Annotated in this window: 23 protein-coding genes; 11 read left to right on the top strand and 12 right to left on the bottom strand. The window is 67.7% G+C overall.

What is annotated here, in order from left to right; all coding sequences use genetic code 11:
• Positions 1-106: 106 nt before the first annotated feature.
• From IEV87_RS15215 to IEV87_RS15190, 6 genes are all read right to left on the bottom strand, one after another.
• Positions 107-1,588, bottom strand: a complete 1,482-nt coding sequence (locus IEV87_RS15215; protein ID WP_188478682.1) for an inorganic phosphate transporter — start codon at positions 1,586-1,588, stop codon at positions 107-109.
• Between the two features lie 50 nt (positions 1,589-1,638).
• Positions 1,639-2,115, bottom strand: coding sequence for an NUDIX hydrolase (locus tag IEV87_RS15210; RefSeq protein ID WP_229737650.1), 477 nt, complete (start codon positions 2,113-2,115; stop codon positions 1,639-1,641).
• Between the two features lie 150 nt (positions 2,116-2,265).
• Positions 2,266-3,429, bottom strand: coding sequence for an alpha-hydroxy acid oxidase (locus tag IEV87_RS15205; protein ID WP_188478681.1), 1,164 nt, complete (start codon positions 3,427-3,429; stop codon positions 2,266-2,268).
• 102 nt (positions 3,430-3,531) lie between these two features.
• Positions 3,532-4,203, bottom strand: coding sequence for a VPLPA-CTERM sorting domain-containing protein (locus IEV87_RS15200; RefSeq protein WP_188478680.1), 672 nt, complete (start codon positions 4,201-4,203; stop codon positions 3,532-3,534).
• Positions 4,204-4,286: 83 nt separating this feature from the next.
• Complete coding sequence (gene trpA, locus IEV87_RS15195; RefSeq protein WP_188478679.1) at positions 4,287-5,078, bottom strand: tryptophan synthase subunit alpha; 792 nt, start codon at positions 5,076-5,078, stop codon at positions 4,287-4,289.
• Between the two features lie 302 nt (positions 5,079-5,380).
• Positions 5,381-6,376: a polyprenyl synthetase family protein gene (locus tag IEV87_RS15190; RefSeq protein ID WP_188478678.1), complete on the bottom strand. Its 996-nt coding sequence runs from the start codon at positions 6,374-6,376 to the stop codon at positions 5,381-5,383.
• 60 nt (positions 6,377-6,436) lie between these two features.
• Between IEV87_RS15190 and IEV87_RS15185 the strand changes: the two genes are divergently transcribed.
• The 3 genes from IEV87_RS15185 (at position 6,437) to IEV87_RS15175 (ending at position 7,679) form a co-directional block, all read left to right on the top strand.
• On the top strand, positions 6,437-6,652 hold the full coding sequence (locus IEV87_RS15185) for a putative signal transducing protein (protein ID WP_188478677.1): 216 nt from the start codon (positions 6,437-6,439) through the stop codon (positions 6,650-6,652).
• Positions 6,649-7,407: a tRNA1(Val) (adenine(37)-N6)-methyltransferase gene (locus IEV87_RS15180; RefSeq protein WP_188478676.1), complete on the top strand. Its 759-nt coding sequence runs from the start codon at positions 6,649-6,651 to the stop codon at positions 7,405-7,407. Before IEV87_RS15185 ends, IEV87_RS15180 begins: the two co-directional genes overlap by 4 nt.
• Positions 7,408-7,511: 104 nt before the next feature.
• Positions 7,512-7,679: a YdcH family protein gene (locus IEV87_RS15175; RefSeq protein WP_188478675.1), complete on the top strand. Its 168-nt coding sequence runs from the start codon at positions 7,512-7,514 to the stop codon at positions 7,677-7,679.
• Here IEV87_RS15175 and yddG read toward each other — a convergent pair.
• The 5 genes from yddG to IEV87_RS15150 all read right to left on the bottom strand — a co-directional run bounded on the left by yddG (position 7,657) and on the right by IEV87_RS15150 (position 12,543).
• Entirely contained in the window at positions 7,657-8,559 is a 903-nt protein-coding gene (gene yddG / locus IEV87_RS15170; RefSeq protein ID WP_188478674.1) for an aromatic amino acid exporter YddG, read from the bottom strand. The two genes, IEV87_RS15175 and yddG, sit on opposite strands and share 23 nt — an antisense overlap.
• 314 nt (positions 8,560-8,873) lie before the next feature.
• A complete protein-coding gene (phbB, locus tag IEV87_RS15165; RefSeq protein WP_188478673.1) occupies positions 8,874-9,596 on the bottom strand; it encodes an acetoacetyl-CoA reductase in 723 nt (240 codons plus the stop codon).
• 214 nt (positions 9,597-9,810) lie between these two features.
• Positions 9,811-10,986, bottom strand: coding sequence for an acetyl-CoA C-acetyltransferase (locus IEV87_RS15160; RefSeq protein WP_188478672.1), 1,176 nt, complete (start codon positions 10,984-10,986; stop codon positions 9,811-9,813).
• 105 nt (positions 10,987-11,091) lie between these two features.
• Complete coding sequence (locus IEV87_RS15155; protein ID WP_188478671.1) at positions 11,092-11,928, bottom strand: EAL domain-containing protein; 837 nt, start codon at positions 11,926-11,928, stop codon at positions 11,092-11,094.
• A 63-nt stretch (positions 11,929-11,991) separates the two neighbouring features.
• Complete coding sequence (locus tag IEV87_RS15150; protein WP_188478670.1) at positions 11,992-12,543, bottom strand: TlpA disulfide reductase family protein; 552 nt, start codon at positions 12,541-12,543, stop codon at positions 11,992-11,994.
• Positions 12,544-12,564: 21 nt separating this feature from the next.
• On the opposite strand from IEV87_RS15150, the gene argH reads away from it, so the two are divergent.
• Genes argH through IEV87_RS15125 form a run of 5 tightly spaced genes read left to right on the top strand, consistent with a single transcriptional unit; the run spans position 12,565 to position 18,357 of the window.
• The gene (argH, locus tag IEV87_RS15145; RefSeq protein ID WP_188478669.1) at positions 12,565-13,956 is read left to right on the top strand and encodes an argininosuccinate lyase; all 1,392 of its coding nucleotides are present in this window, start codon (positions 12,565-12,567) and stop codon (positions 13,954-13,956) included.
• The gene (locus IEV87_RS15140; protein WP_188478668.1) at positions 13,953-14,105 is read left to right on the top strand and encodes an argininosuccinate lyase; all 153 of its coding nucleotides are present in this window, start codon (positions 13,953-13,955) and stop codon (positions 14,103-14,105) included. Before argH ends, IEV87_RS15140 begins: the two co-directional genes overlap by 4 nt.
• On the top strand, positions 14,105-14,419 hold the full coding sequence (locus IEV87_RS15135) for a DUF2834 domain-containing protein (protein ID WP_188478667.1): 315 nt from the start codon (positions 14,105-14,107) through the stop codon (positions 14,417-14,419). The genes IEV87_RS15140 and IEV87_RS15135 overlap by 1 nt, the downstream gene beginning before the upstream one ends.
• A gap of 10 nt (positions 14,420-14,429) precedes the next feature.
• Positions 14,430-15,695: a diaminopimelate decarboxylase gene (gene lysA, locus IEV87_RS15130; protein ID WP_188478666.1), complete on the top strand. Its 1,266-nt coding sequence runs from the start codon at positions 14,430-14,432 to the stop codon at positions 15,693-15,695.
• 31 nt (positions 15,696-15,726) lie between these two features.
• Entirely contained in the window at positions 15,727-18,357 is a 2,631-nt protein-coding gene (locus IEV87_RS15125) for a DUF4175 domain-containing protein (protein ID WP_188478665.1), read from the top strand.
• Between the two features lie 162 nt (positions 18,358-18,519).
• Here the strand turns inward: IEV87_RS15125 and IEV87_RS15120 are convergent, their stop codons facing one another.
• Positions 18,520-19,455 carry a zinc-ribbon domain-containing protein gene (locus IEV87_RS15120; RefSeq protein ID WP_188478664.1) on the bottom strand — a complete coding sequence of 312 codons (936 nt, stop codon included), beginning with the start codon at positions 19,453-19,455 and terminating at the stop codon, positions 18,520-18,522.
• A gap of 182 nt (positions 19,456-19,637) precedes the next feature.
• Here IEV87_RS15120 and IEV87_RS15115 point away from each other — a divergent pair, with 182 nt between their 5' ends.
• The 3 genes from IEV87_RS15115 to IEV87_RS15105 are packed head-to-tail and all read left to right on the top strand — an operon-like array spanning position 19,638 to position 21,954.
• Complete coding sequence (locus IEV87_RS15115; RefSeq protein ID WP_188478663.1) at positions 19,638-20,315, top strand: cell division ATP-binding protein FtsE; 678 nt, start codon at positions 19,638-19,640, stop codon at positions 20,313-20,315.
• A gap of 23 nt (positions 20,316-20,338) precedes the next feature.
• On the top strand, positions 20,339-21,214 hold the full coding sequence (locus IEV87_RS15110; RefSeq protein ID WP_188479479.1) for a cell division protein FtsX: 876 nt from the start codon (positions 20,339-20,341) through the stop codon (positions 21,212-21,214).
• Positions 21,214-21,954, top strand: coding sequence for a lysophospholipid acyltransferase family protein (locus tag IEV87_RS15105; RefSeq protein WP_188478662.1), 741 nt, complete (start codon positions 21,214-21,216; stop codon positions 21,952-21,954). Before IEV87_RS15110 ends, IEV87_RS15105 begins: the two co-directional genes overlap by 1 nt.
• Positions 21,955-21,997: the final 43 nt, after the last annotated feature.

Below are 21,997 nucleotides of genomic sequence, written 5' to 3'. Positions count from 1 at the left end.
CGGGGGCAGCGTCGAGGTCGGTATCGGGGGGCAGGCGTCGGGCGGGACGGGAAAGCGCGACCCCTAGGGGGTTTGGCGCGGCTTGTCCATCGGGAACCGCGCGGGGTCAGCCCGCGATGGCGGAAATCGCGTGGAACAGGATCATCGACAGCCCCGCCGTGGCCGGAACGGTGATGACCCATGCGGCGAGAATGGTCATGACGTGGGACCGGCGGACCAGCTTGCGGCGGCGGCGTTCCTCGGGCGCGACGAGGGGGCGGTCGGGGACCGCGTCGAGGGTCCGGCGCAGGCGGCGCTCCGTGTCCCATTCCCGGAAGAAGCCGACGCCGAAGACCGCGCCGACCGCGATATGGGTGGAGGAGACGGGCAGGCCGAGCCAGCTGGCGACGATGACGGTGATCGCGGCGGACAGCGCGACGCAGTAGGCGCGCATCGGGTTCAGCTTGGTGATCTGTGTGCCGACCACGCGGATCATGCGGGGCCCGAACAGGACGAGGCCGAAGGAGATCCCGACCGCGCCGATCAGCATGACCCAGAACGGAATGGCGATGGCGTGGGTGATGTCTCCGCTGCCCGAGGCCTGCACGATGGCGGCCAGCGGCCCGACCGCGTTGGCGACGTCATTGGCCCCGTGAGCAAAGGACAGCAGCGCGGCAGAGGCGACAAGCGGAACGGAGAACAGGGTCTTGAGCGACTTGTTCCGGTTTTCCAGCCCGCGCGACTGGCGGCGGATGACGGGGATGGTGACCTGCCAGACCACGACCCCGGCGAAAAGCCCGATGGCGAGCGCCCGGCCGAGGTCGATGGCGACGACGTGGGACAGGCCCTTGAGCGCGATGTAGCTGGCGAAGGCGGCGGCCATGATCCCGACCAGCACCGGCACCCAGAGCCGGGCGGCTGCGATCTTGTCGTCGCGGTAGATGATGCGGGACTTGATGAACCAGAGCACCCCGGCCGCGATCAGCCCGCCAAGCAGAGGAGAGACGACCCAGCTCGCGGCAATCGCGCTCATCGTGGACCAGCCGACCGCGCCCAGTCCGGAGGAGGCGATGCCCGCCCCGGCGACCCCGCCGACGACGGCATGGGTGGTGGAGACCGGCGCCCCGACCCATGTGGCGAGGTTGACCCAGAGCGCGGAGGCCAGCAGCGCCGCCAGCATCACCCAGATGAAGACCCGGGGCGTTCCCATGCTGGCCGGGGACACGATGCCCTTGGCGACCGTGGCGACCACGTCCCCGCCCGCGATCAGCGCGCCGGCGGTTTCGCAGACGGCGGCGATGGCGATGGCCCCGCCCATGGTCAGGGCGCGCGCGCCGACGGCAGGGCCCATGTTGTTGGCGACGTCGTTGGCGCCGATATTCAGCGCCATGTAGGCACCGAAGGCGGCGGCGATCACCACGACCAGCGTGTTCGTCGTCTGCCCGAAGACCAGCAGCGCGGCCAGCGCGGCGGCGAGGATGAAGACAAAGGCGATCCCCGGCCCGACCAGCGTGCGCGAGACATACTGCGACGCCGTCTCGATATTGGAGACACGACCGAGGTCACGGTCGAGCGTGTCGAGATGTCGGATCTGGTTGCCTTCGGACATGCGCCCCCCTTCCGGCGATCCGGGAGGGGTACGGTATACAGCCGGTCAGTTCAACCGGCGATGGTGGCGGGGCGGAAGCTGCGGAGCAGGCGTTGCAGTTCGGGCTCATCCACCAGCCGGGCGGCCTCTGAAGGCCGCGTCCATCTGCGGCTGCGTTCGGCGGCTTCGGGGAAGTCGTCCAGCATTTCGGTGACGCGGACGGGGTAGATCAGCGTGTCGACCATCATGCCCCAGCCCGATTTCCGCTTTTCATAGGAATACTGGCCAAGCGGGGTGGCAGAGGTTTCTCCGGCCCGCACCCCGGCCTCTTCCCAGGCCTCCTGAAGCGCGGCCTCGGCCGAGGTCATGCCGGTGATCGGCCAGCCCTTGGGAATGATCCAGCGCCCGGTGCCCCGGCTGGTGACAAGCAGCACCTCCGTCGCCTCTCCGTCACCGCGATAGCACAGCGCGGCCACCTGCAGGCGCCGGGGGCGCTGCAGCATCGGCTGTACGAAACCGCTCCAGGCGGATTTGAGGTGGTGGATCAAGCGGGACTGCCGGTTCTTTTTGTATATTTGCGTCAAGTATACAGGAAGAACGGCTCCGGCTCAATTCGGTTCCGTGTCACGAAGTGGAATTGTGGTGCGAATTCGCGTCAAATGCCCGGGAAGTGATCGCCGCGTCAGCGCAGGGTCATGTCATTCCCATCTGCCCGCGAATCCCTCGGGGACGAGGATGGCGCTGCGGTCCACCGCGTTGATGTCCCGGTTGCCGGTAAAGGCCATGGAGATGTCGAGCTCCTTCCGGATGACCTCCAGCGCCGTGGCGACGCCCTCCTGCCCCATGGCCCCGAGGCCGTGGATGAAGGCGCGGCCGATGTAGGTGCCCTTTGCGCCCATCGCGATGGCCTTGAGCACGTCCTGACCCGACCGGATGCCGCTGTCGAGATGCACCTCCAGATCGCCGCCAACCGCCTGCAGGATCGGGTCGAGCGCGCGGATGGACGACAGCGCGCCGTCCTGCTGCCGGCCGCCGTGGTTCGACACCACGATGGCATCGCAGCCGACGTTCTTCGCCATCACCGCATCCTCGGGGTCCAGAATGCCCTTGAGGATGACCGGCCCGCCCCACTGTTCCTTGATCTCCTCGATCTTCTTCCAGTCGAGCGCGGGGTCGAACTGCTGCGCCGTCCATTCGCCAAGGCGCGAGGTATCCTTCACCCCCTGCACATGGCCGACGATATTGCCGAACTGGCGACGCCTGGTCTGCAGCATCTCGATCCCCCAGGTCCATTTGGTCATGAGGTCGGCGATGACGGCGGGGGTCAGCTTCGGCGGAGCCGACAGGCCGTTCTTCAGGTCCTTGTGGCGCTGGCCGAGGATCTGCAGGTCCAGCGTGACGACGAGCGCCGAACATTTTGCATCCTTCGCCCGCTGGATCAGGCGGCCGAGGTAGTCCTGATCCTTCATGGTGTAGAGCTGGAACCAGAAGGGTTTCGTCGTGTGTTCGGCCACGTCCTCGATCGAACAGATGGACATAGTGGACAGGGTGAAGGGCACGCCGAAGGCCTCCGCCGCCTTCGCGGCCTTGATCTCTCCGTCCGCGCGCTGCATGCCGGTCAGCCCGACGGGGGCGAGCGCGACGGGCATCGCGACGTCCTGCCCGATCATCTTCGTGGCAAGGGTCCGGCCCTCCATGTTCACGGCGACGCGCTGGCGCAGGCGGATCCGGTCGAAATCGGTGGTGTTCTCGCGGAAGGTCTGTTCCGTCCACGATCCGCTTTCGCAGTAGTCGTAGAACATCTTGGGCGTGCGCCGCTTGTGCAGCCGCTTCAGGTCGTCGATGCAGGTGATGACTGGCATTGTGGCCTCCCCCTCCGGATGATGCGGTGTAGCAACCGGGGCGGGGGGCGGCAACAGGAACGCCGCCCCGGGGGGCGGCGTCCATGCTGGTTCAGAGGGGTCTCAGGCCTTGCGGCGGCGGCGTCCGGCGAAGCCCAGGACGCCCATGCCGCCGATCAGCAGCGGCAGGGCGGCAGGCACCGGAACCTCTCCGCCCGGGGAATAGGCGGTGATGAGCCGGGTCCAGTCGCCGGGGCTCGTGGCTGCCCAGTCGATGTCGACATCGGTGCCGTTGAAGACGGTGGTGTCGCCGCTTTCCAGCCCGCGATTGCCGAAGTCCGCGTAATCCAGCCCGGGCAGGCCGAGGTAATCGCTGTTGAACAGGTTCTGGTCCGCGGTGATGAAGGCGAAGACCTGCGAATCCAGGCTGATCGTCGTCTGGATTCTGTCCACGCCGAGGCCGCTGTCGTTGTCCCATTGCAGGTAGTGGGAGGACACGATGGTCCCCGCCTTGATGTAGAAGTCCCCGCCGGGGGCGGTGGTCACGAAGCTGGCGGTTTCGTCGAAGACGCGGTCCACCCGGAGATCCTCGGTCAGCACGAAGTTCTGCAGTTCGTCCCAGGCGACCAGCGACAGGTTGTTGGGGTTCGTCGACACCGGGTTGGGCGGCGTGGATGTGATGACGCAGGTCGTGCCCACGGTGCCGTTGCAGTCACCGAGGTTGACAAGCGTGGCGTGGGCCTGTGTCGCGGCAATGGTCAGGGCCGCGGCGGCGGCATATGTCTTGAGGGTCATGGAATGGCTCCAAATTTGCGCGTGTAAATAAACAGGCGCAGTCTGGCGCGATTCCCGATTCAGGTCAAACCACCTATGGTGGATCAGCCGCTGTGCGCCCCATCCGCTAGGGTCTTCACAAAGGCGGCGACCTCCTCCACCGGTTTTCCGGCGGCGATTTCCGCGACGATGGCGGACCCCACGACCGCCCCGTCTGCCACTTCGGCGATGGAGCGTGCGGCCTCCGGCGTGCGGATGCCGAAGCCGACGATGACGGGCAGGTCGGTCTGGGCCTTGATGCGCGCGACCTCGGGCCCGACGGTATCGGCCTGCGCGGCGGCAGACCCGGTGATGCCTGTGACCGAGACGTAGTAGACGAAGCCGGAGGTGTTCTGCAGCACCTTGGGCAGGCGCCTGTCATCGGTCGTGGGCGTGGCAAGCCGGATGAAGTTCAGACCGGCCTTCTGGGCGGGAATGCAGAGTTCGTCATCCTCCTCCGGAGGCAGGTCGACAACGATCAGCCCGTCGATCCCGGCGGCCTTGGCGTCCGCGAGGAACGTCTCCACCCCGCGGCTGTAGATCGGATTGTAATAGCCCATCAGGACAATCGGAGTGGTGTCGTCTGTCTTGCGGAACTCCGTCGCCATGGCGAGCGTCTTGTGCAGCGTCATGCCCGCGGCCAGCGCGCGCTGGCCTGCCAGCTGCACGGTCGGGCCATCGGCCATGGGGTCGGTGAAGGGCACGCCCAGTTCGATGATGTCCGCCCCGGCGGCAGGCAGGGCGTGGAGCATCGCGGCCGAGGTCGTCTCGTCCGGGTCGCCCGCCATGATGTAGGCGACGAAGGCCTTCTTCTTCTCGGCGCGCAGGCGGGCGAAGGTGTCGTCGATCCGGGTCATGGTCTGTCTCTCCTGTTGCCCCTTCGGGGTCGGCCCGACTTGCCGCATGGGAGGGGCGGGGTCAATGGGGAAGGGGCTTCAGGCGCCTGCGTGGCGTAGGTCAGGGGTGCTGAGTGCCGCGCCCGACCCTGAGAGGGCGCCTTGCTCCGCATGTGGTCAACGCTCTATCTCAAAAGCAGTATGGTTCGACTGAACTGCACCTGCCATCGCCAATGCGCCCTCCCGGCGGGAGGGTCGGGCGCGGCACGGGGCTGGTCGCCCCGCGCCATGCAACGTGTACGGGCAGTCGCTTTGTCCGGCAGTCAGCGCAGCCGTGCCACCACGTAATCCGCAAGGTCGGCCAGATGCCCCTTCAGCGCGTGATCCGGCAGCGGCTCAAGCGCCGCCTTCGCGCGCTCGGCCCAGTCAAGCGCCGTCGCCCGGGTCGAATCCAGCGCGCCGTGGCGGTCCAGCAAGGCGCGGGCGGTGGCGAGGTCCGCCTCCTCCTGCCGCCCCTTTTCGATGGTGCGCTGCCAGAAAGCGCGCTCCTCCGCGTCGGCCTTCGCGATGGCGCGGATCAGCGGCAGGGTCAGCTTGCGCTCACGGAAATCGTCGCCGACGTTCTTGCCGGTCGCCGCACTGTCGCCCAGCCAGTCGAGCAGGTCGTCGGCCATCTGGAACGCGATGCCAAGCGCGTCGCCATAGGTGAAGAGCGCGCGGACCCGGGCCTCCGGCGCGCCCGCGATCTCGGCCCCCGACTCCGTCGCGGCAGAGAAAAGCGCGGCCGTCTTGCCGCGCACGACCTGCAGATAGGTGTCCTCCGTCGTCGCGAGGTTCTGGGCGACGGTCAGCTGCAGCACCTCGCCCTCTGCGATGGTGGCGGCGGCGTCCGACAGGATCTCCAGCACCCGCAGGTTGCCGGGTTCGACCATCAGCTGAAAGGCACGGGCAAAAAGATAGTCTCCGACCAGAACCGAGGACTGGTTGTCCCAGAGCAGGTTGGCCGTCGGCCGCCCGCGCCGCTGCTGGCTTTCGTCGACAACGTCGTCGTGCAGCAGGGTGGCGGTGTGGATGAATTCGACGGTGGCGGCGAGCCGGATATGATCGTCGCCGTCATAGCCGCAGAGCCGGGCGGCGGCGAGCGTCAGCATCGGGCGGATCCGCTTTCCACCGGCGTCGACGAGATGCGCGGTCACTTCCGGGATCCGGGGAGCATGCCGCGAGGCCATGCGCTCGCGGATCGTCGCGTTCACCGCGGCCAGATCCTCTGCCAGCAGGGCGGCGATGGCGTCATGCGGTTTGTCCACGGGTTTGTCCAAGCCGGCCTCATCCCTGTCCGACCCTCGACAGCGCGGGGGTTCTGATCTTAAGTCCCTACCATGAAACAGCTTCTGCGGACAAATGACCCGACCGTGATGGCCTTTGCCCAGGCTCTGCTTCGGGGCGAGGGTATAGACTGGTTTGAAATGGACGTAAACATGAGCGTTCTGGAAGGCTCTGTCGGGGTTCTGCCGCGCCGTCTCATGGTGCGGGAGGAGGACCACGCCCGCGCGGTCCGGACGCTCGAAGACAACGACATCGACCTCGGGACATGACAGGGGCGGAACTGACGCGGGACTCGATCCTCGGCGGTCGGGTGGTGCTGTGGCAGCCCGCGCGCGGCTACCGGGCGGGGGTGGATCCGGTGTTCCTTGCCGCATCGGTCGGGGCGCAGGCGGGGCAGCGCGTGCTGGATCTGGGCTGCGGGACGGGGGCGGCGGGGCTGTGCCTCGCCGCGCGGGTGCCCGGGGTCGCTGTGACGGGGCTTGAGCGGCAGGCGGATTACGCGGCGCTCGCACGGCGGAACGCGGCGGAAAACGTGCTTGAGATGGAGGTGGTCGAAGGAGACCTCGCCGACATGCCCGCGGCGCTGCGGCAGCAGCAATTCGATCACGTCATCGCCAACCCGCCCTACTTCCGGCGCGATGCCAGCGTGCCCGCGCGGGACGGCGGTCGCGAGGGCGCCATGGGCGAGGAAACCCCGCTCTCCGCCTGGGTTGCCGCCGCCGCCCGGCGCTGCGCCCCGCGCGGGACGGTCACCTTCATTCACCGTGCGGAGCGACTGCCGGACCTGATCGCCGCCTTTGATTCGTGCCTCGGATCGCCGGAACTGTTTCCATTGATTCCCCGCAGCGGACGAGAGGCGCAACTTTGTCTCCTGCGCGGGCGGAAAGAGGGGCGGGCCGCCTTCCGGCTGCACTGTGGACTGGTGGTGCACAACGGCGCGGCACATGGGGGCGACAGGGCCGATTATACCCCTGAGGCGTCTGCCATTCTCCGCGATGCGGGGCCTCTGATTTTCTGTGGGTAAGTAACCTTACGTAAACCTCTTCGGCGGATCCTCGCGGGCGCAGCGTGACACAAATGTAAAACTGTGGTCCACTTGCCCGGTAGCCACTCAGAGAGGAGACGACTATGAGCTTGAGTTCCCACCTTGAAGAACTGAAGAAGAAGCATGATTCCCTCTCGGCCGCCGTGGAAAATGCACAGCGGTCGCCCAGCATCTCGACTCTCGAGATCACTCAGCTGAAGAAGCAGAAGCTCCGCCTGAAGGAAGAGATTACCCGCCTGTCGATGCACTGACGTCCGGTTCCTGCGGCGGCTGGCGCAGGCTGGCGCGGGCGGCAAGGCCCGCGCCGCCGGTGATGAGCAGGGTCGCGAGGCCCAGCATCAGCGTCGGTTCGGCGATTCCGGCGGCGACAAGGATAAGCGTGGACAGCAGCGGCGCGGCATAGGACGCCACGCCAAGCAGCTGGATGTCGCCCTTCTTGACGCCGATGTCCCAGGTGTAGAACGCCAGTCCCACGGGCCCGAGGCCAAGCGCCAGAACGGAAAGCCAGCCGGTCGTTCCGGCGGGAACCGCGGTCTGTTCGACCAGCAGGTGCAGCGCGGCGGACAGTCCGGCGGTGACAAGACAGAAGAGCGTGACGGCCACGGTCGGCACCGCTCCGAACCGGCGTGACAGCACGGAATACCCCGACCAGGTGAGGGCGCAGGCCAGCGCCAGCAGGTAGCCGGTCAGGTGCGCCAGGTCGATGCCGCCGTCGCCCCCGGTGATGATGAGCGCCGCACCCGCAAATCCCGCGAGCGCGCCGAGCAGGTGACCGGGACGCAGCCGTTCCCCTGGCAAGAGGCCGGAGAAGAGCACGATCAGCAGCGGCCAGAGATAGGCGATCAGCCCGGCCTGGGCGGGCGGCGCATTGCGCAGCGCTGCGAAATAAAGGGCGTGGTAGCCGAACAGCCCGAGCGTGCCGAGCGCGAAGGCGGGCCATGGAATGTTGCGCAGGGCAGGGAGCTGACCGGTCGCGGCGGCCCAGATCAGGCCAAGCGTGCCGCCAAGGGCAAAGCACATCGCGTTGAGCTGAAGCGGCGGGACCGGGGCAGAGCCGACGGTGAGCAGCGCCAGCAGCGCCCAGAGCAGGATGGCGGTGAAACCGATGGCGGTGGCGCGGGTACGGGTCATGCGGGTTTCTTGCCGGGTCGCGTGACGGCGTCAATGGGGCAGGGGGCTTTGCCACCCGCCACGGGATCGCGGCAAATGAATGTAACGGGGGGCTTTGCCACCCGCCGCGGGATCGCGGCAAATCGATGTGACGGGGGCTTTGCCACCCGCCGCGGGATCGCGGCAAATCGATGTGACGGGGGCTTTGCCACCTGCCGCGGGATCGCGGCAAATGGATTTAACGGGGGCTTTGCCCCCGTCCTGCGGACTCCCCTAGGATATTTCAGGCAAGATGAAAGGGGGGCGGGCCGGAACTGGTCCGGCCCGCGCCGGTATCAGACGAAGAACTGGCCGCCGTTTGCCGTGATGGTGGAGCCGTTGATGAAGCCGGCGTCGTCGGAGGCGAGGAAGAGAACGCAGCGCGCGATCTCCTCGGGTTCACCGAGGCGGCCGGTCGGGATTTGTCCGATGATCGCCTCGCGCACCTTTTCCGGCACGGCCATGACCATGTCGGTCGCGATGTAGCCGGGGCAGATCGCGTTGGCGGTTATGCCCTTGGCCGCGCCTTCCTGGGCCAGCGATTTCACGATGCCGAGGTCGCCCGCCTTGGTGGCGGCATAGTTGACCTGGCCGAACTGGCCCTTCTGGCCGTTGATCGAGGAGATGACGACGACGCGCCCGAAGCCGCGTTCACGCATGCCGGGCCAGACCGGGTGAACGGTGTTGAAGACGCCGGTGAGGTTGGTGTCGACCACCTCTTTCCACTGGGCGGGGGTCATCTTGTGGAACGGCGCGTCGCGGGTGATGCCGGCATTGGCCACGACCACGTCGATCGGGCCGAGATCGGATTCGACCTTGGCGATGCCCTCTTTGGACGCGTCGTAATCGGCCGCGTTCCACTTGTAGGTCTTGATGCCGGTTTCCTCGGTGAACTTCGCCGCCGCTTCGTCGTTGCCGGCGTAGGTGGCTGCCACCTGGTAACCCGCGTCCTTCAGTGCCTTCGAGATCGCCGCGCCGATGCCGCGCGAGCCTCCGGTGACCAGTGCCGTCCGTGCCATTGTGCCTCCTCCTTGGGATTCGTCTTCAGGTAATGCTGTTACCGAAACGGTCATTCATACGCAACATTATTGCGCGATCAATTTTCGTCCGCCGGTGGATTCGGTATCGCACCCCTCAGCCTTAGCATGCTTTGACACAGAACAAGGAAGGGCGCCGCGAGGGGCGCCCTTCGGATGCGTATGTTTGCCGGTTGTGCCGGGTTTCGCGCCGCTCTTACGGCCGTTCGAGGCACATGGCGACACCCATGCCGCCGCCGATGCAGAGCGTGGCCAGGCCCTTCTTGGCCCCACGGCGCTTCATCTCGAACAGCAGGGTGTTGAGCACGCGCGCGCCGGAGGCGCCGATCGGGTGACCGATGGCGATGGCGCCGCCGTTCACGTTCACGATGGACGGATCCCAGCCCATGTCCTTGTTCACCGCGCAGGCCTGGGCGGCAAACGCCTCGTTGGCTTCGACCAGGTCGAGGTCGGAGGGTTTCCAGCCGGCCTTTTCCAGCGCCTTGCGCGAGGCATAGACCGGGCCGACGCCCATGATCGACGGGTCGAGCCCGGCGGTGGCGTAGGAGACGATGCGTGCAAGCGGTTCGATGCCGCGCTTTTCGGCCTCCTCCGCCGACATCAGAAGGGCACCGGCGGCACCGTCGTTGATGCCGGAGGCGTTGGCGGCGGTGACCGACCCGTCCTTGGCGAAGGCGGGTTTCAGCTTCTGCATCGCTTCGATCGTGGCGCCGTGGCGAATGTATTCGTCATCCGCCACCACGGTTTCGCCCTTGCGGGTCTTCACGGTGAAGGGGACGATCTCGTCCTTGAACTTGCCGGCCTTCTGCGCCGCCTCGGCCTTGTTCTGCGAGGCGAGGGCGAATTCATCCTGCTGTTCGCGGCTGATCTGCCACTGTTCGGCGACGTTTTCGGCGGTCTGGCCCATGTGGTAGCCGTTGAAGGCATCCCAGAGACCATCCTTGATCATGGTGTCGATGTATTTGACGTCGCCCATCTTGTGACCCGCGCGCAGGTTCTGGGCGTGGGGAGAGAGCGACATGCTTTCCTGGCCGCCGGCGGCGACGATGGAGGCGTCGCCAAGCTGGATGTGCTGGGCGGCGATGGCGACGGCGCGCAGGCCCGATCCGCAGACCTGGTTGATCGACCAGGCGGCGGCCTCCTTCGGCAGGCCGGCGTTGATATGGGCCTGGCGGGCGGGGTTCTGGCCCTGGGCCGCGGTCAGCACCTGGCCGAGGATGGTTTCAGACACCTCGGAGGCGTCGATGCCCGCGCGGGCGACCAGTTCCGCCAGCACGGCGGCGCCGAGGTCATGGGCGGGGGTGTTTGCAAACGATCCGAGAAAGGATCCGACAGGCGTGCGCGCTGCGGATGCGATGACGACATTCGTCATGGTGTGGTCCTCCACTATATTGACGCAGGAGATTCTCCCCCCACGCCTCCATGCGGATGACGTAACGCAAAACGGCCGAAGTCGCAACGTGCCGCGCTGCGGCGGTCAGGTGCCGGTGCGGGCCTCCTCAAGCCATGGGGGATGGATCGTCGGCGCGGCATAGGCGTAGCCCTGCAGGCAGTCGACCCCGGCGGATTCCAGCCAGGCGGCGTCGGCGGCGGTTTCCACCTGTTCGGCGATGGTCAGCATGTCCATCTGCTGCGCGATGGCGACGAGGGCGCGGGTCAGCACCTGGTTGTCGGCATCCGTCGCAATGCCCTGCGTGAACTGGCCGTCGATCTTGAGGATGTCGAAGAGGAAGTCGCGCAGGTAGCGGAAAGAGGTGTAGCCCGCGCCGAAATCGTCCAGCGCGAAACTGATGCCGTGGCGGCGCATCTCGGCCATGAAGCCCGTGACGAGTTCGGGGATGAGCATCGCGGAGCTTTCGGTGATCTCGAGGATCAGCCGTTCGCCCGCCGTCGGGTCGCGCATCAGGGCCTTGCGCAGGGTCTTTGTCCATTTCGGATAACCGATGGAGCGGGCGGACATGTTCACCGCAAGCCGCAGGTCGGGGTGGGCGGTGAGCTGCCGCATGCCGTGGTCGAGCGCGGCACAGTCGATCAGACGGCCGGTTTCGGTGGTTTCGACCGCGCGGATGAAATCGCCCGCGGGGATGATGCGGCCGGTGTCGTCGTAGATGCGAATCAGACCCTCGTAAAAGGCGACACGGCCGCCGGTGCCCGCCTGCATCACGGGCTGGAAGGCCAGCGCGACATTGCCGTGGCGCACCGCCTCCGCCACCGTTGCGTGGATGGTCCGGTCGCGCGCGGACACGGCGTAGCTGAGGGGATCGAGGTGATCCCTGCTGATGTCGGCATAGTCCCCGAGTTCAGTTGCGGTCATGGTGCCCCTCCGGTCCCGATCGGGGGATACTCGCAGGGCTGGGTTAAGATGCGGATAACGCGGTCAGGATTCGCCCGCGATCAGTGCCGCCACGATGGCGCGGGCGCTGTCGCTGTGCCAGTCGGCGGTGCCGGTTAGGCGGGCGATCTCCTGCCCCTCGCGGTTCAGGATCAGCGTGACCGGCAGTCCCAGCACACCGGAGGCGCGCGCCAGGGCGGAATTCGGGTCGCGGTATTTCGGCAGGCCGGTGACGCCGGTTTCCTCGAAGAACCTGTCGATGGCGGGCGGGGCGTTCGGGCCCGTGGCCAGCGTGACGACGGCGAAGTCCTCTCCGCCGTACTCGCCGTTCAGGGCGTCCAGCGTCGGCATCTCCTCCCGGCAGGGCGCACACCAGAGTGCCCAGAAGTTCAGCACAACAACCTGCCCGCGGTACATGTCAAGGCTCACGGGACCTTCGGGGCCATCAAAGGTGACGTTTTCCAATGGCTTGGGCTCTTCGTGCACGACCAGCTTGCGAAGGTCGCCGTCGCGCAGATCGGCGATGCCCCCGGCGAGGCTCAGGTTTGCAGTGGCGATCAACCCCGTATAAAGGAGCGCGGTAAGCCAGATTTTCATTTTTCCTCCGACGGGTGGCCGATGACCGACAAGACCGCGAACCAGATGTGGGGTGGCCGTTTCGCCGCCGGACCCGATGCGATCATGGAGGCGATCAATGCCTCCATCGGGTTCGACCGGCGGATGGCCGCGCAGGACATCGCGGGCTCGCGCGCCCATGCCGCCATGCTGGCCGCCACGGGCATCGTAAGTGCTAAGGATGCGGAGGCGATGAGGGAAGGGCTTCTCACGATCTTGTCAGAGATCGAGGCGGGCGAATTCGCCTTCTCAACCGCGCTGGAAGACATCCACATGAACGTGGAATCCCGCCTGAAGGACCTTATCGGTGAGCCCGCCGGGCGGCTGCATACGGGGCGGTCACGCAACGATCAGGTCGCGCTCGACTTCCGGATGTGGGTCCGGGACCAGGTGGATGCGGCGATCGAGGGCGTGCAGGCGCTTATGAAGGCGCTCGTGGTGCAGGCCGAGGCCGGGGCGGACTGGGTCATGCCCGGTTTCACCCATCTCCAGACCGCGCAGCCGGTGACATGGGGCCATCACATGCTGGCCTATGTGGAAATGCTGGCGCGCGACCTGTCGCGTTTCCGCGACGCGCGGGTCCGGATGAACGAATCTCCGCTTGGCGCGGCGGCGCTGGCGGGGACGTCCTTTCCGATCGACCGGGAGATGACGGCGCAGGCGCTTGGTTTCGACCGGCCCATGGCCAATTCGCTGGATGCGGTCTCGGACAGGGACTTCGCGCTCGAATTCCTCTCCGCCGCGTCGATCTGCGCGATGCACCTGTCGCGGCTGGCCGAAGAGCTGGTGATCTGGTCCTCGGCCCAGTTCCGCTTCGTGCGGCTGTCGGACCGGTTCTCCACCGGCTCCTCGATCATGCCGCAGAAGAAGAACCCGGACGCCGCCGAACTGATCCGCGCCAAGATCGGCCGGATCTTCGGGGCGAACGTGGCGCTGACCATGGTGATGAAGGGGCTTCCGCTGACCTATTCCAAGGACATGCAGGAGGACAAGGAACAGACCTTCGACGCGGCGGATTCGCTGATGCTGGCGCTGGCCGCGATGACCGGCATGGTGTCGGACATGACCGCCAACCGTGAGGCGCTGGAGGGCGCGGCAGGCTCTGGCTTCTCCACCGCGACGGATCTGGCGGACTGGCTTGTGCGCACGCTCAACATGCCGTTCCGCGACGCGCATCACGTCACCGGCGCGCTGGTCGCGCTGGCCGAGGGCAAGGGCTGCGACTTGCCGGACCTGACGCTCGCGGACATGCAATCGGTGCACGGCGCGATCACGGAGGAAGTCTTCGGCGTGCTTGGCGTGCACAACTCCGTCGCCTCGCGCATGTCTTACGGCGGCACCGCCCCTGCGCGCGTGCGCGAACAGGTGGCCCGCTGGCAGGCGGTGCTGGCATGATCCGGCTGTCCTTCGTCGTGCTGATGGCGCTGTTCGTGGCACTGGTCGCGGCCTGCGGCGTCGATGGCGAACCCGAACCGCCCGAGGATCCCGTGCCGCGCACCGGCGTCACCGTGTCGGGCCATGCCGAGGTCGGGATCACCTTCTGATGTCGGGCCTGCGCATCCTCTACCTGCTGCTGGCGATCTGGGGGGCGGTGCATCCCCTGTCGCTGATGTTCGGCTGGATGGCCGAGACGGGGGCGGGCCTGTCGGGGATGATCGACACCTGGATGGCCAACGGCGCGGTGGCGGGGCTGTCATGGGACCTGATGATCGCGGCCCTCGCCCTGATCCTGTGGATCTGCGCCGAGGTCTACGTGCGCCGCAACTGGTCCTCCCTGCTCGCCATTCCGGCCACCCTGCTGATCGGGGTCGGCTGCGGGCTGCCGCTTTATCTTTTCCTCAGAACCCGACCGGTCTGAAAGGCATATCATGGACCATTTCCTCTACCGCAACGGCACCCTGCACGCCGAAGACGTCCCCGTCGCAGAGATCGCGGCAGAGGTCGGGACACCGTTCTACCTCTATTCCACCGCGACCCTGACGCGGCACTACACCCTGTTCGACGAGGCGCTGGCCTGGGGGCCGCACCTTGTCTGCTACGCCATGAAGGCCGCCTCCAATCAGGCTATCCTGAAGACGCTCGCGGGGCTGGGCGCGGGGATGGACGTGGTGTCGGGCGGGGAATATGCGCGGGCCGTCGCGGCGGGCGTGCCGGGCGAGAAGATCGTCTTCTCCGGCGTCGGCAAGACGGAGGAGGAGATGCGGGCGGCGCTGGCGGGCGGCGTGCGCCAGTTCAACCTTGAATCCGAACCGGAGATGGAGCGGCTGAACGCCGTCGCGCTCTCCATGGGGCTGGTCGCGCCGGTGACGGTTCGGGTCAATCCGGACGTCGATGCGAAGACCCACGCCAAGATCGCGACCGGGAAGTCCGAGAACAAGTTCGGCATCCCGATCTCCCGCGCGCGGGACATCTATGCGCAGATCGCGAAGATGAAGGGGCTGCGCGCGGTCGGCATCGACGTGCATATCGGGTCGCAGCTGACGGACCTCGAACCCTACCGGCAGGCTTTCATGAAGGTCGGCGACCTGACCGACCAGCTTCGCGCGGACGGGCATGTGATCGAACGGCTCGACCTCGGCGGCGGTCTGGGCATCCCCTACACCCGCGGGAACGAGGCGCCGCCGCTGCCGTCGGACTATGGCCAGCTGATCCGCGAGACGCTTGGCGACAAGGGCTGCGAGATCGAGATCGAGCCGGGGCGGCTGGTCGCGGGCAATGCCGGGATCATGGTGTCCAGGGTGATTTACGTGAAATCCGGCGAGGGGCGGGACTTCCTGATCCTCGACGGCGCCATGAACGACCTGATCCGCCCGGCGATGTACGACGCCCATCACGACATCGTCCCGGTGACGGAGCCGGAGGCGGGGGCAGAGCAGCGCCCCTACGACATCGTCGGCCCGGTCTGCGAATCCGGCGACACTTTCGCGAAGCAGCGCATGATGCCCCCGCTGGCCGAAAACGACCTCGTCGCCTTCCGGTCCGCCGGCGCCTATGGCGCGGTAATGAGCAGCGAGTACAACACGCGGCCCCTGATACCCGAGGTTCTGGTCAATGGGCATCAATTCGCTGTCATCCGGGCGCGACCGAGCTTTGAGGATATCATAAACCGGGATACGCTACCCTCGTGGCTCTAGGACGATCCCCGTCCTGCCCCTGAGGAGTCGTATGACCGACCGGACCGTCCTTTCGGAAACCCTGACCCGTATCGCGCGGCCCCTGCGCCTGACCCATGCGGGGATGGTGGCGGAACGGCTGGCGCGGGCGTTCTGGCCGCTCTGGTCCGTCGTGATCCTGGCCCTTGCCCTGCTGATGCTCGGCCTGCACGACACCGTGGCGGTCGAGGCCGTCTGGGCGGTCGGCGGCGTGCTGCTGCTTCTCGCGGCGGGCGCGGCGGTCTATGGCGGCATGCGGTTCCGCTGGCCCTCGCGGGCGGAGGCGGAATCGCGTCTCGACGCGACCCTCACCGGACGGCCCCTTCAGACGCTGCGCGACGCGCAGTCGATCGGGGCCGGGGATTTCGGGTCCGAAGGCCTCTGGCGGGCGCATCAGGCGCGCATGGCCGCGCGGGCACGGCAGGCGAAACGGGTGCAGCCGGACCTGCGCGTGTCGGGGCGCGACGTGTTCGGGCTTCGGTTCATCGCGCTGACGCTGCTGATGGTGGCAATGCTCTTCGGGTCGTTCTGGCGGGTCGGGTCGGTTGCCGGCATGGCGCCGGGCGGCGGCGCGGCCCTCGCCGCCGGTCCCGCTTGGGAAGGCTGGATCGAACCGCCCTATTACACAGGTCTGCCCGTGCTCTACCTCGCCGACCTCAAGGGCACGATCCGCGCGCCCAGGGGCAGCAAGGCAACGCTGCGGCTGTACGGCAAGGTCGGGTCCCTGTCGGTCGATCAGACGGTCGGCGCAAGTGGTGATGACCCGGCCGCCCCGGCGCAGAGCTTTGCGCTGGAACAGGACGGTGTGCTCGCCATCACCGGTCCCGGCGGCAAGAGCTGGGACGTCCGGCTGTCCGCAGACCTCGCGCCCGTCGTCTCGGTCGCGGCAGAGGCGGCCGAATCCAGCCTGCGCGGCGAATTCACCCTCCCGTTCGAGGCGCGCGACGACTATGGCGTCGAAAGCGGGGAGGCGGTGATCGCGCTGGACCTGCCCGCGGTCGACCGGCGCTACGGGCTGACGATGGAGCCGGAGCCGCGTGACGTGATCCGCCTGCCGATGCCGCTGCCGATCTCCGGCGACCGCACGGCGTTCAAGCAGGACCTGATCGAGAACCTCTCGGAACATCCCTGGGCCAACCTGCCCGTGACCGTGACCCTGACGGCAGAGGATGCCGCCGGGCAGACCGGACAGGCGGAGCCGTTCAGCACCCTGCTCTCCGCGCGCCGCTTCTTCGACCCGCTCGCCGCCGCGCTGATCGAACAGCGCCGCGACCTGCTGTGGAACCGCGACAACGCGCGGCGCATCGTCCAGGTGATGAAGGCCATCTCGTGGGAGCCGGAGGGCCTGTTCCGGTCCGACACCGCTTACCTGCGGATGCGGGTGCTGCTGCGCCGGATGGACACGATTACGCAGTATGCCGCGCTGAACGACGATCAGGTGACAGAAATCTCGGACGCGCTCTGGGAACTCGCCCTGCTGATCGAGGACGGCGACCTCAACGACGCCCGCGAACGCATGGCCCGCGCGCAGGAGCGCCTGTCGGAGGCGATGAAGAACGGTGCCAGCAACGAGGAAATCGCCCGCCTGATGCAGGAACTCCGCGACGCGACGCAGGACTACATGCGCCAGCTGTCGCGCGAGGCCGCGGAAGAAGGCCAGATGGGTGAGGAGCTCTCGGCGGAGCAGATGGAAAACGCCATGCGGCTGAGCCAGGATGACCTGCAGGCGATGATGGACCGCATCCAGGAACTGATGGAACAGGGCCGCATGGCCGAGGCGCAGCAGGCGCTCGAGGAACTCCAGCAGATGATGGAGAACATGCGGGTCACGCAGGGGCAGGGCGGGCAGCAGCAGTCCCCCGGCCAGCAGGCGATGGAAGGGCTCTCCGAAACCCTGCGGGATCAGCAGGGCCTGTCGGATCAGGCGTTCCGCGACCTACAGGAACAGTTCAACCCGAATGCCAACCGCGGCGAAAGCGGGGAGAACGAGGGCAGCAACGGCAATCAGGGCCGCGGCCAGCAGCACGGTCAGGGCCAGCAGCCCGGTCAGCAGCAGGGTCAGCAGGGTCAGGGCCAGCAGCCCGGCACCCAGCAACCCGGCGGTCAGGGTCAGGCGCAGAACCAGCAGAACGGCCAGGGCGGCGATCAGGCGGGCAGCCTCGCCGACCGCCAGCAGGCGCTGCGCGACGAACTCAACCGCCAGCGCGGCAACCTGCCGGGGCTCAGCGGCCAGGCCGGGGAAGCCGCGCGCGATGCGCTCGACCGCGCCGAGAAGGCGATGCGCGGGGCGGAGGAGGCGCTGCGCGGCGACGATCTGGCAGAGGCGATCGACCGCCAGTCCGAAGCTATGGAGGCCCTGCGCGAGGGTATCCGCAACATGGGCGAGGCGATGGCCGAGGAACAGCGCCAGCGCGCCGGCCAGCAGGGCCAGGCCGAGGGCAACAGCGGCAACTCCCGCAACGACCCGCTTGGCCGCACCGCCGGAACCAACGGCGAGATGGGCAACGAGCGGGAGATGCTCAACGGCCTGAACGACCACCGCCGCGCGATGGAGCTGGAGCAGGAGCTCCGCCGCCGCTCGGGCGAGGGCGACCGCCCCCGCGCGGAACGCGACTACCTGCGGCGGTTGCTGGAACGGTTCTGATCAGGGCGAGGACAGGGGAAGCGATCCGGGCGGTCGCGCCGTCGTGTTTGCCGGAAAATGACCAGATGACCAGATTTGGTCATCTGGTCATTTTTGCGGTTCACCTGTCCTGACCGGTGAATGCCCCGCAGGGTGGTCCGGGCGGGACGTTTTGTAACGGGATCAATTCCCGGCGGGGGCGCTTTCCGGTGCCGGTTCGGGCGCGGTTTCGGGGGCCGCCACGTCGTCCAGCTTCGCCGCGAGGGCCGAGGCCTGCGCGTCCAGCCAGACCCGGCCGCGGTCGACCATGTCGACATAGACCTCCATGGTCCCGGCCAGCGGCGGCAGGGCCTCCGCGATGCGCGGGGCCTGAATGTAGAGCACGGCACCGACGATCAGCACCAGCAGCACCAGCATGAAACTGCTGCGGAATCCGCGCCGGGTTTCGCGTGCGGCCTCGCGGCTGCCACGACCGCCACGGGGCTCGCCACCCTTGATCCCGTCACCCTTGCGGCGGAGGGTGGAGTTGATTTCCTCTATATCCGGCAACAGGTTACGGCGTGAGGCGACGGGTTCCTCCGTCGCGTCCTCCCCGGCAGGGGTCTGATCGCGCAGTCGGGCCAGCCGGCTTTCGGCGGCGCGTTCGCGGCGCAGCGGCGGCGGCGGGACCGGATCGGAGAGCCCCAGTTCCGGCTGGCTCTCCAGGCTGTCGGAGGCACGGTGGCGCTCCTCGATCTCGGCCTCTTCCTTCAGGATCGTCTTGACCTGCGGCGGCAGCGGGCGGCGCCGGATCGTGGGGCGGTCCTGCGCCGCGGGTTCATCCGCGTCCGCGTCGTCCCCCGCCTCGTCCTCGTCCCCGAAGTCGTCCTCTTCCTCCGCCACGGGCTCCGGCTCCGGCTTGCGCAGGGGCGGCGGGGGCGGGTCGGGCTGGCGGCGCAGGGGCGAGAGTTCCGCGTCCGGCTCCATCGCCGCGGCGGGGGCCTCGTCGGGCATGTAGTCGGGATGGTACTGATACCACGTATCGCCGCAGTTCGAACACTGGACGTCACGCCCGGTGGTCGGGATCACCTGGTCCGGCACTTCGTATTCGGCGCCACAGTTTGGACAGGTCAGTCGCATTCATCCTCCGCCTGTGTCGGGATGCGTCGTTCTGCGCGATATGGCTTATCTTGTATCCGCTTCGTGAAAAAACGCAATCTCCGCTCGCCCCTGCCGGCGACCGATCGGGGGCCGATCCCCTTCGGCGGATTGAAACCGGCCCCGGTCTGGTGCAGAAACATCCGGCAACACGGGGGCGGTGCGTGATCGAGCTTGAAAACCTGGCCTACAGCTACGGGGGCGGAGAGCTGCTGAGCGACGTGTCCCTGAAGCTTGCACCCGGATCGTTCCATTTCCTCACCGGCCCGTCCGGATCGGGCAAGACCACCTTCCTGAAGCTCTGCTACGGCGCGCTGGTCCCGACGGCGGGACACGCCCGGATTTTCGGCAAGGACGTGCGCGAGATGACGCGGGACGAGATCGCGCTGGCCCGGCGGCGGATCGGGGTGGTGCATCAGGACTGCCAGTTCCTCGACCACCTGCCGATCTCTGAAAACGTGGCGCTGCCGCTGACCGTCGCAGGCCGCGATGTGCAGGCGGAATCCCAGAATCTTGCCGACCTGCTGGGCTGGTGCGGGCTGACCCCGCGTGCCGGGGCGCTGCCGCCGCAGCTGTCGGGCGGGGAGCGGCAGCGGGCGGCGCTGGCGCGGGCGGTGATCCTGTCACCCGACGTGATCCTTGCGGACGAGCCGACGGGCAACGTGGACTGGGAGATGTCGCAGCGCCTGCTGCACCTGCTGGTGGAACTCAACCGGATGGGCAAGACGGTGATGATCGCCTCCCACGACCTCGGCCTGATCCGCGCGGCCAAGCAGCAGGTGCAGGCGCGGGTGCTGCGGATCTCGGGCCGGCGGCTGCAGCTGGCGGGGGCGGACCTGTGACCGTGCGCTCCTTTGCCCGAGAGATGCTCAGCGGCGATGCCTCTGCCGACCGGGTGGTGCCGCCGTCGGGCTTCACCGCGCATCTGACGCTGTTTGCCGCAGGGGTGATGACCTTTCTCGCCGTCTTCGCCCTGGCGCTGTCGCTGGCGACGGGACGGCTGGCGGAAAGGTGGGGAGAGGACCTCGCCCATGCCTCCACCCTGCGTATCTCCGCCCCCGCCGACCAGCTTGGCGCGCAGACAGAGGCGGCGCTGAGGGTGCTGGAGACGACCGAGGGCGTGGCCTCTGCCCGCGCGCTGACGGCGGCGGAACAGCAGGCGCTGCTCGCGCCCTGGTTCGGACCTGATGTGCCGCTGGAGGGGCTGCCGGTGCCGCAACTGATCGAGGTGGTGGAGACGGACGACGGCTTTGACGCCGCCGGGCTGCGCCTGCGGCTGGCGACCGAGGCGCCGGGGGCGGTGCTGGACGATCACACCCGCTGGCGGCGTCCGCTGGTGGCGGCGGCGACGCGGCTGAAAACGCTTGGCCTGCTGTCCATCCTGCTGATCGGCGGGGCAACGGCGGCGATGATAACGCTCGCCGCCAATGCGGCCCTGTCGGCCAATGCGCAGGTGATCGAGGTGCTGCGGCTGGTCGGTGCGCAGGACCGCTACATCGCGCGCGCCTTCGTGCGGCGGTTCACCCTGCGTACCTTTTCGGGCGCCGTGGTGGGGCTGGCCTTCGGGGTGGTGGCGATCCTGTTCCTGCCGGCGGCGCAGGATCAGGCCGGGTTCCTGACCGGGCTCGGCTTTCAGGGGGCGCAGTGGCTGTGGCCGCTGCTGATCCCGCCGGTCGCGGCGGCGGTGGCCTATGCGGCGACGCAGCGGGCTGCGCTCAGGGTGCTCGGGGCGCTGACCTGATGCGGTACCTTCGGTCGCTGATCTTTGTCGGGCAGATGTACCTGGCCATGGCGGTGCTTGCGGCGGTGTTCACCCCGTTCGCGCTGGTCAACCGGCGGTTCGCCTATGACGCGGTGCACACCTATTGCCGCTACGTGCGCTGGAGCGCGGCCTGGATGGTCGGCATCCGGTCCGAGGTGCGCGGGCCGGTTCCGCAGGGCGAGGTCATCGTCGCCTCCAAGCACCAGAGCTTTCTCGACATCATCCTGATCGTTTCCGTCCTGCCGCGGCCGAAATTCATCATGAAGGCCTCGCTCCGCTTCGCGCCGATCCTCGGCTGGTATGCACTGCGCATCGGTTGCGTCCCGGTGGAACGGGGCCGCCGGGCAGAAGCGATCCGGCAGATGATGTCCGGGGTCATGGCCGGGGACGCGCCCGCCGGTCAGCTGGTGATCTATCCGCAGGGCACCCGCGTCGCGCCCGGGGCCTTCGTCCCGTACAAATCCGGCACGGCGGTGATCTACGAAACGACCGGCCAGCCCTGCATCCCCGCGGCCACCAACGTCGGGCTGTTCTGGCCGCGCAAGGGCATCATGCGCAAGCCGGGTCTAGCGGTGGTCGAATTCCTGCCCGCCATCGAACCGGGTCTGGACCGGGAGACCTTCATGGCCCGGCTGGAGTGCGAGGTCGAAACCGCCAGCGACACCCTCATGGCCGAAGGCGGAATGACCTTCGACGGGCTTCCCGATCACCGGAGCTGAGCGCCCGCCGCTTCATCTTGCCGGAAATACTCCCGCCGGAGGC

It is taken from the genome of Primorskyibacter flagellatus, assembly GCF_014638275.1.
Classification (GTDB): domain Bacteria; phylum Pseudomonadota; class Alphaproteobacteria; order Rhodobacterales; family Rhodobacteraceae; genus Pseudooceanicola; species Pseudooceanicola flagellatus_A.
The sequence above is the reverse complement of the archived record's forward strand: the minus strand, read 5'-3'. Positions and strand labels throughout refer to the sequence as shown.

Bases quoted from the DNA above. Each gene is read 5' to 3' on its own strand.
- IEV87_RS15215 (WP_188478682.1), bottom strand. From the start codon at position 1,588: ATGTCCGAAGGCAACCAGATCCGACATCTCGACACGCTCGACCGTGAC.
- IEV87_RS15205 (WP_188478681.1), bottom strand. From the start codon at position 3,429: ATGCCAGTCATCACCTGCATCGACGACCTGAAGCGGCTGCACAAGCGG.
- IEV87_RS15200 (WP_188478680.1), bottom strand. From the start codon at position 4,203: ATGACCCTCAAGACATATGCCGCCGCCGCGGCCCTGACCATTGCCGCG.
- trpA (WP_188478679.1), bottom strand. From the start codon at position 5,078: ATGACCCGGATCGACGACACCTTCGCCCGCCTGCGCGCCGAGAAGAAG.
- IEV87_RS15185 (WP_188478677.1), top strand. From the start codon at position 6,437: ATGAAACAGCTTCTGCGGACAAATGACCCGACCGTGATGGCCTTTGCC.
- IEV87_RS15180 (WP_188478676.1), top strand. From the start codon at position 6,649: ATGACAGGGGCGGAACTGACGCGGGACTCGATCCTCGGCGGTCGGGTG.
- IEV87_RS15175 (WP_188478675.1), top strand. From the start codon at position 7,512: ATGAGCTTGAGTTCCCACCTTGAAGAACTGAAGAAGAAGCATGATTCC.
- yddG (WP_188478674.1), bottom strand. From the start codon at position 8,559: ATGACCCGTACCCGCGCCACCGCCATCGGTTTCACCGCCATCCTGCTC.
- phbB (WP_188478673.1), bottom strand. From the start codon at position 9,596: ATGGCACGGACGGCACTGGTCACCGGAGGCTCGCGCGGCATCGGCGCG.
- IEV87_RS15160 (WP_188478672.1), bottom strand. From the start codon at position 10,986: ATGACGAATGTCGTCATCGCATCCGCAGCGCGCACGCCTGTCGGATCC.
- IEV87_RS15155 (WP_188478671.1), bottom strand. From the start codon at position 11,928: ATGACCGCAACTGAACTCGGGGACTATGCCGACATCAGCAGGGATCAC.
- IEV87_RS15150 (WP_188478670.1), bottom strand. From the start codon at position 12,543: ATGAAAATCTGGCTTACCGCGCTCCTTTATACGGGGTTGATCGCCACT.
- argH (WP_188478669.1), top strand. From the start codon at position 12,565: ATGACCGACAAGACCGCGAACCAGATGTGGGGTGGCCGTTTCGCCGCC.
- IEV87_RS15140 (WP_188478668.1), top strand. From the start codon at position 13,953: ATGATCCGGCTGTCCTTCGTCGTGCTGATGGCGCTGTTCGTGGCACTG.
- IEV87_RS15135 (WP_188478667.1), top strand. From the start codon at position 14,105: ATGTCGGGCCTGCGCATCCTCTACCTGCTGCTGGCGATCTGGGGGGCG.
- lysA (WP_188478666.1), top strand. From the start codon at position 14,430: ATGGACCATTTCCTCTACCGCAACGGCACCCTGCACGCCGAAGACGTC.
- IEV87_RS15125 (WP_188478665.1), top strand. From the start codon at position 15,727: ATGACCGACCGGACCGTCCTTTCGGAAACCCTGACCCGTATCGCGCGG.
- IEV87_RS15120 (WP_188478664.1), bottom strand. From the start codon at position 19,455: ATGCGACTGACCTGTCCAAACTGTGGCGCCGAATACGAAGTGCCGGAC.
- IEV87_RS15110 (WP_188479479.1), top strand. From the start codon at position 20,339: ATGCTCAGCGGCGATGCCTCTGCCGACCGGGTGGTGCCGCCGTCGGGC.
- IEV87_RS15105 (WP_188478662.1), top strand. From the start codon at position 21,214: ATGCGGTACCTTCGGTCGCTGATCTTTGTCGGGCAGATGTACCTGGCC.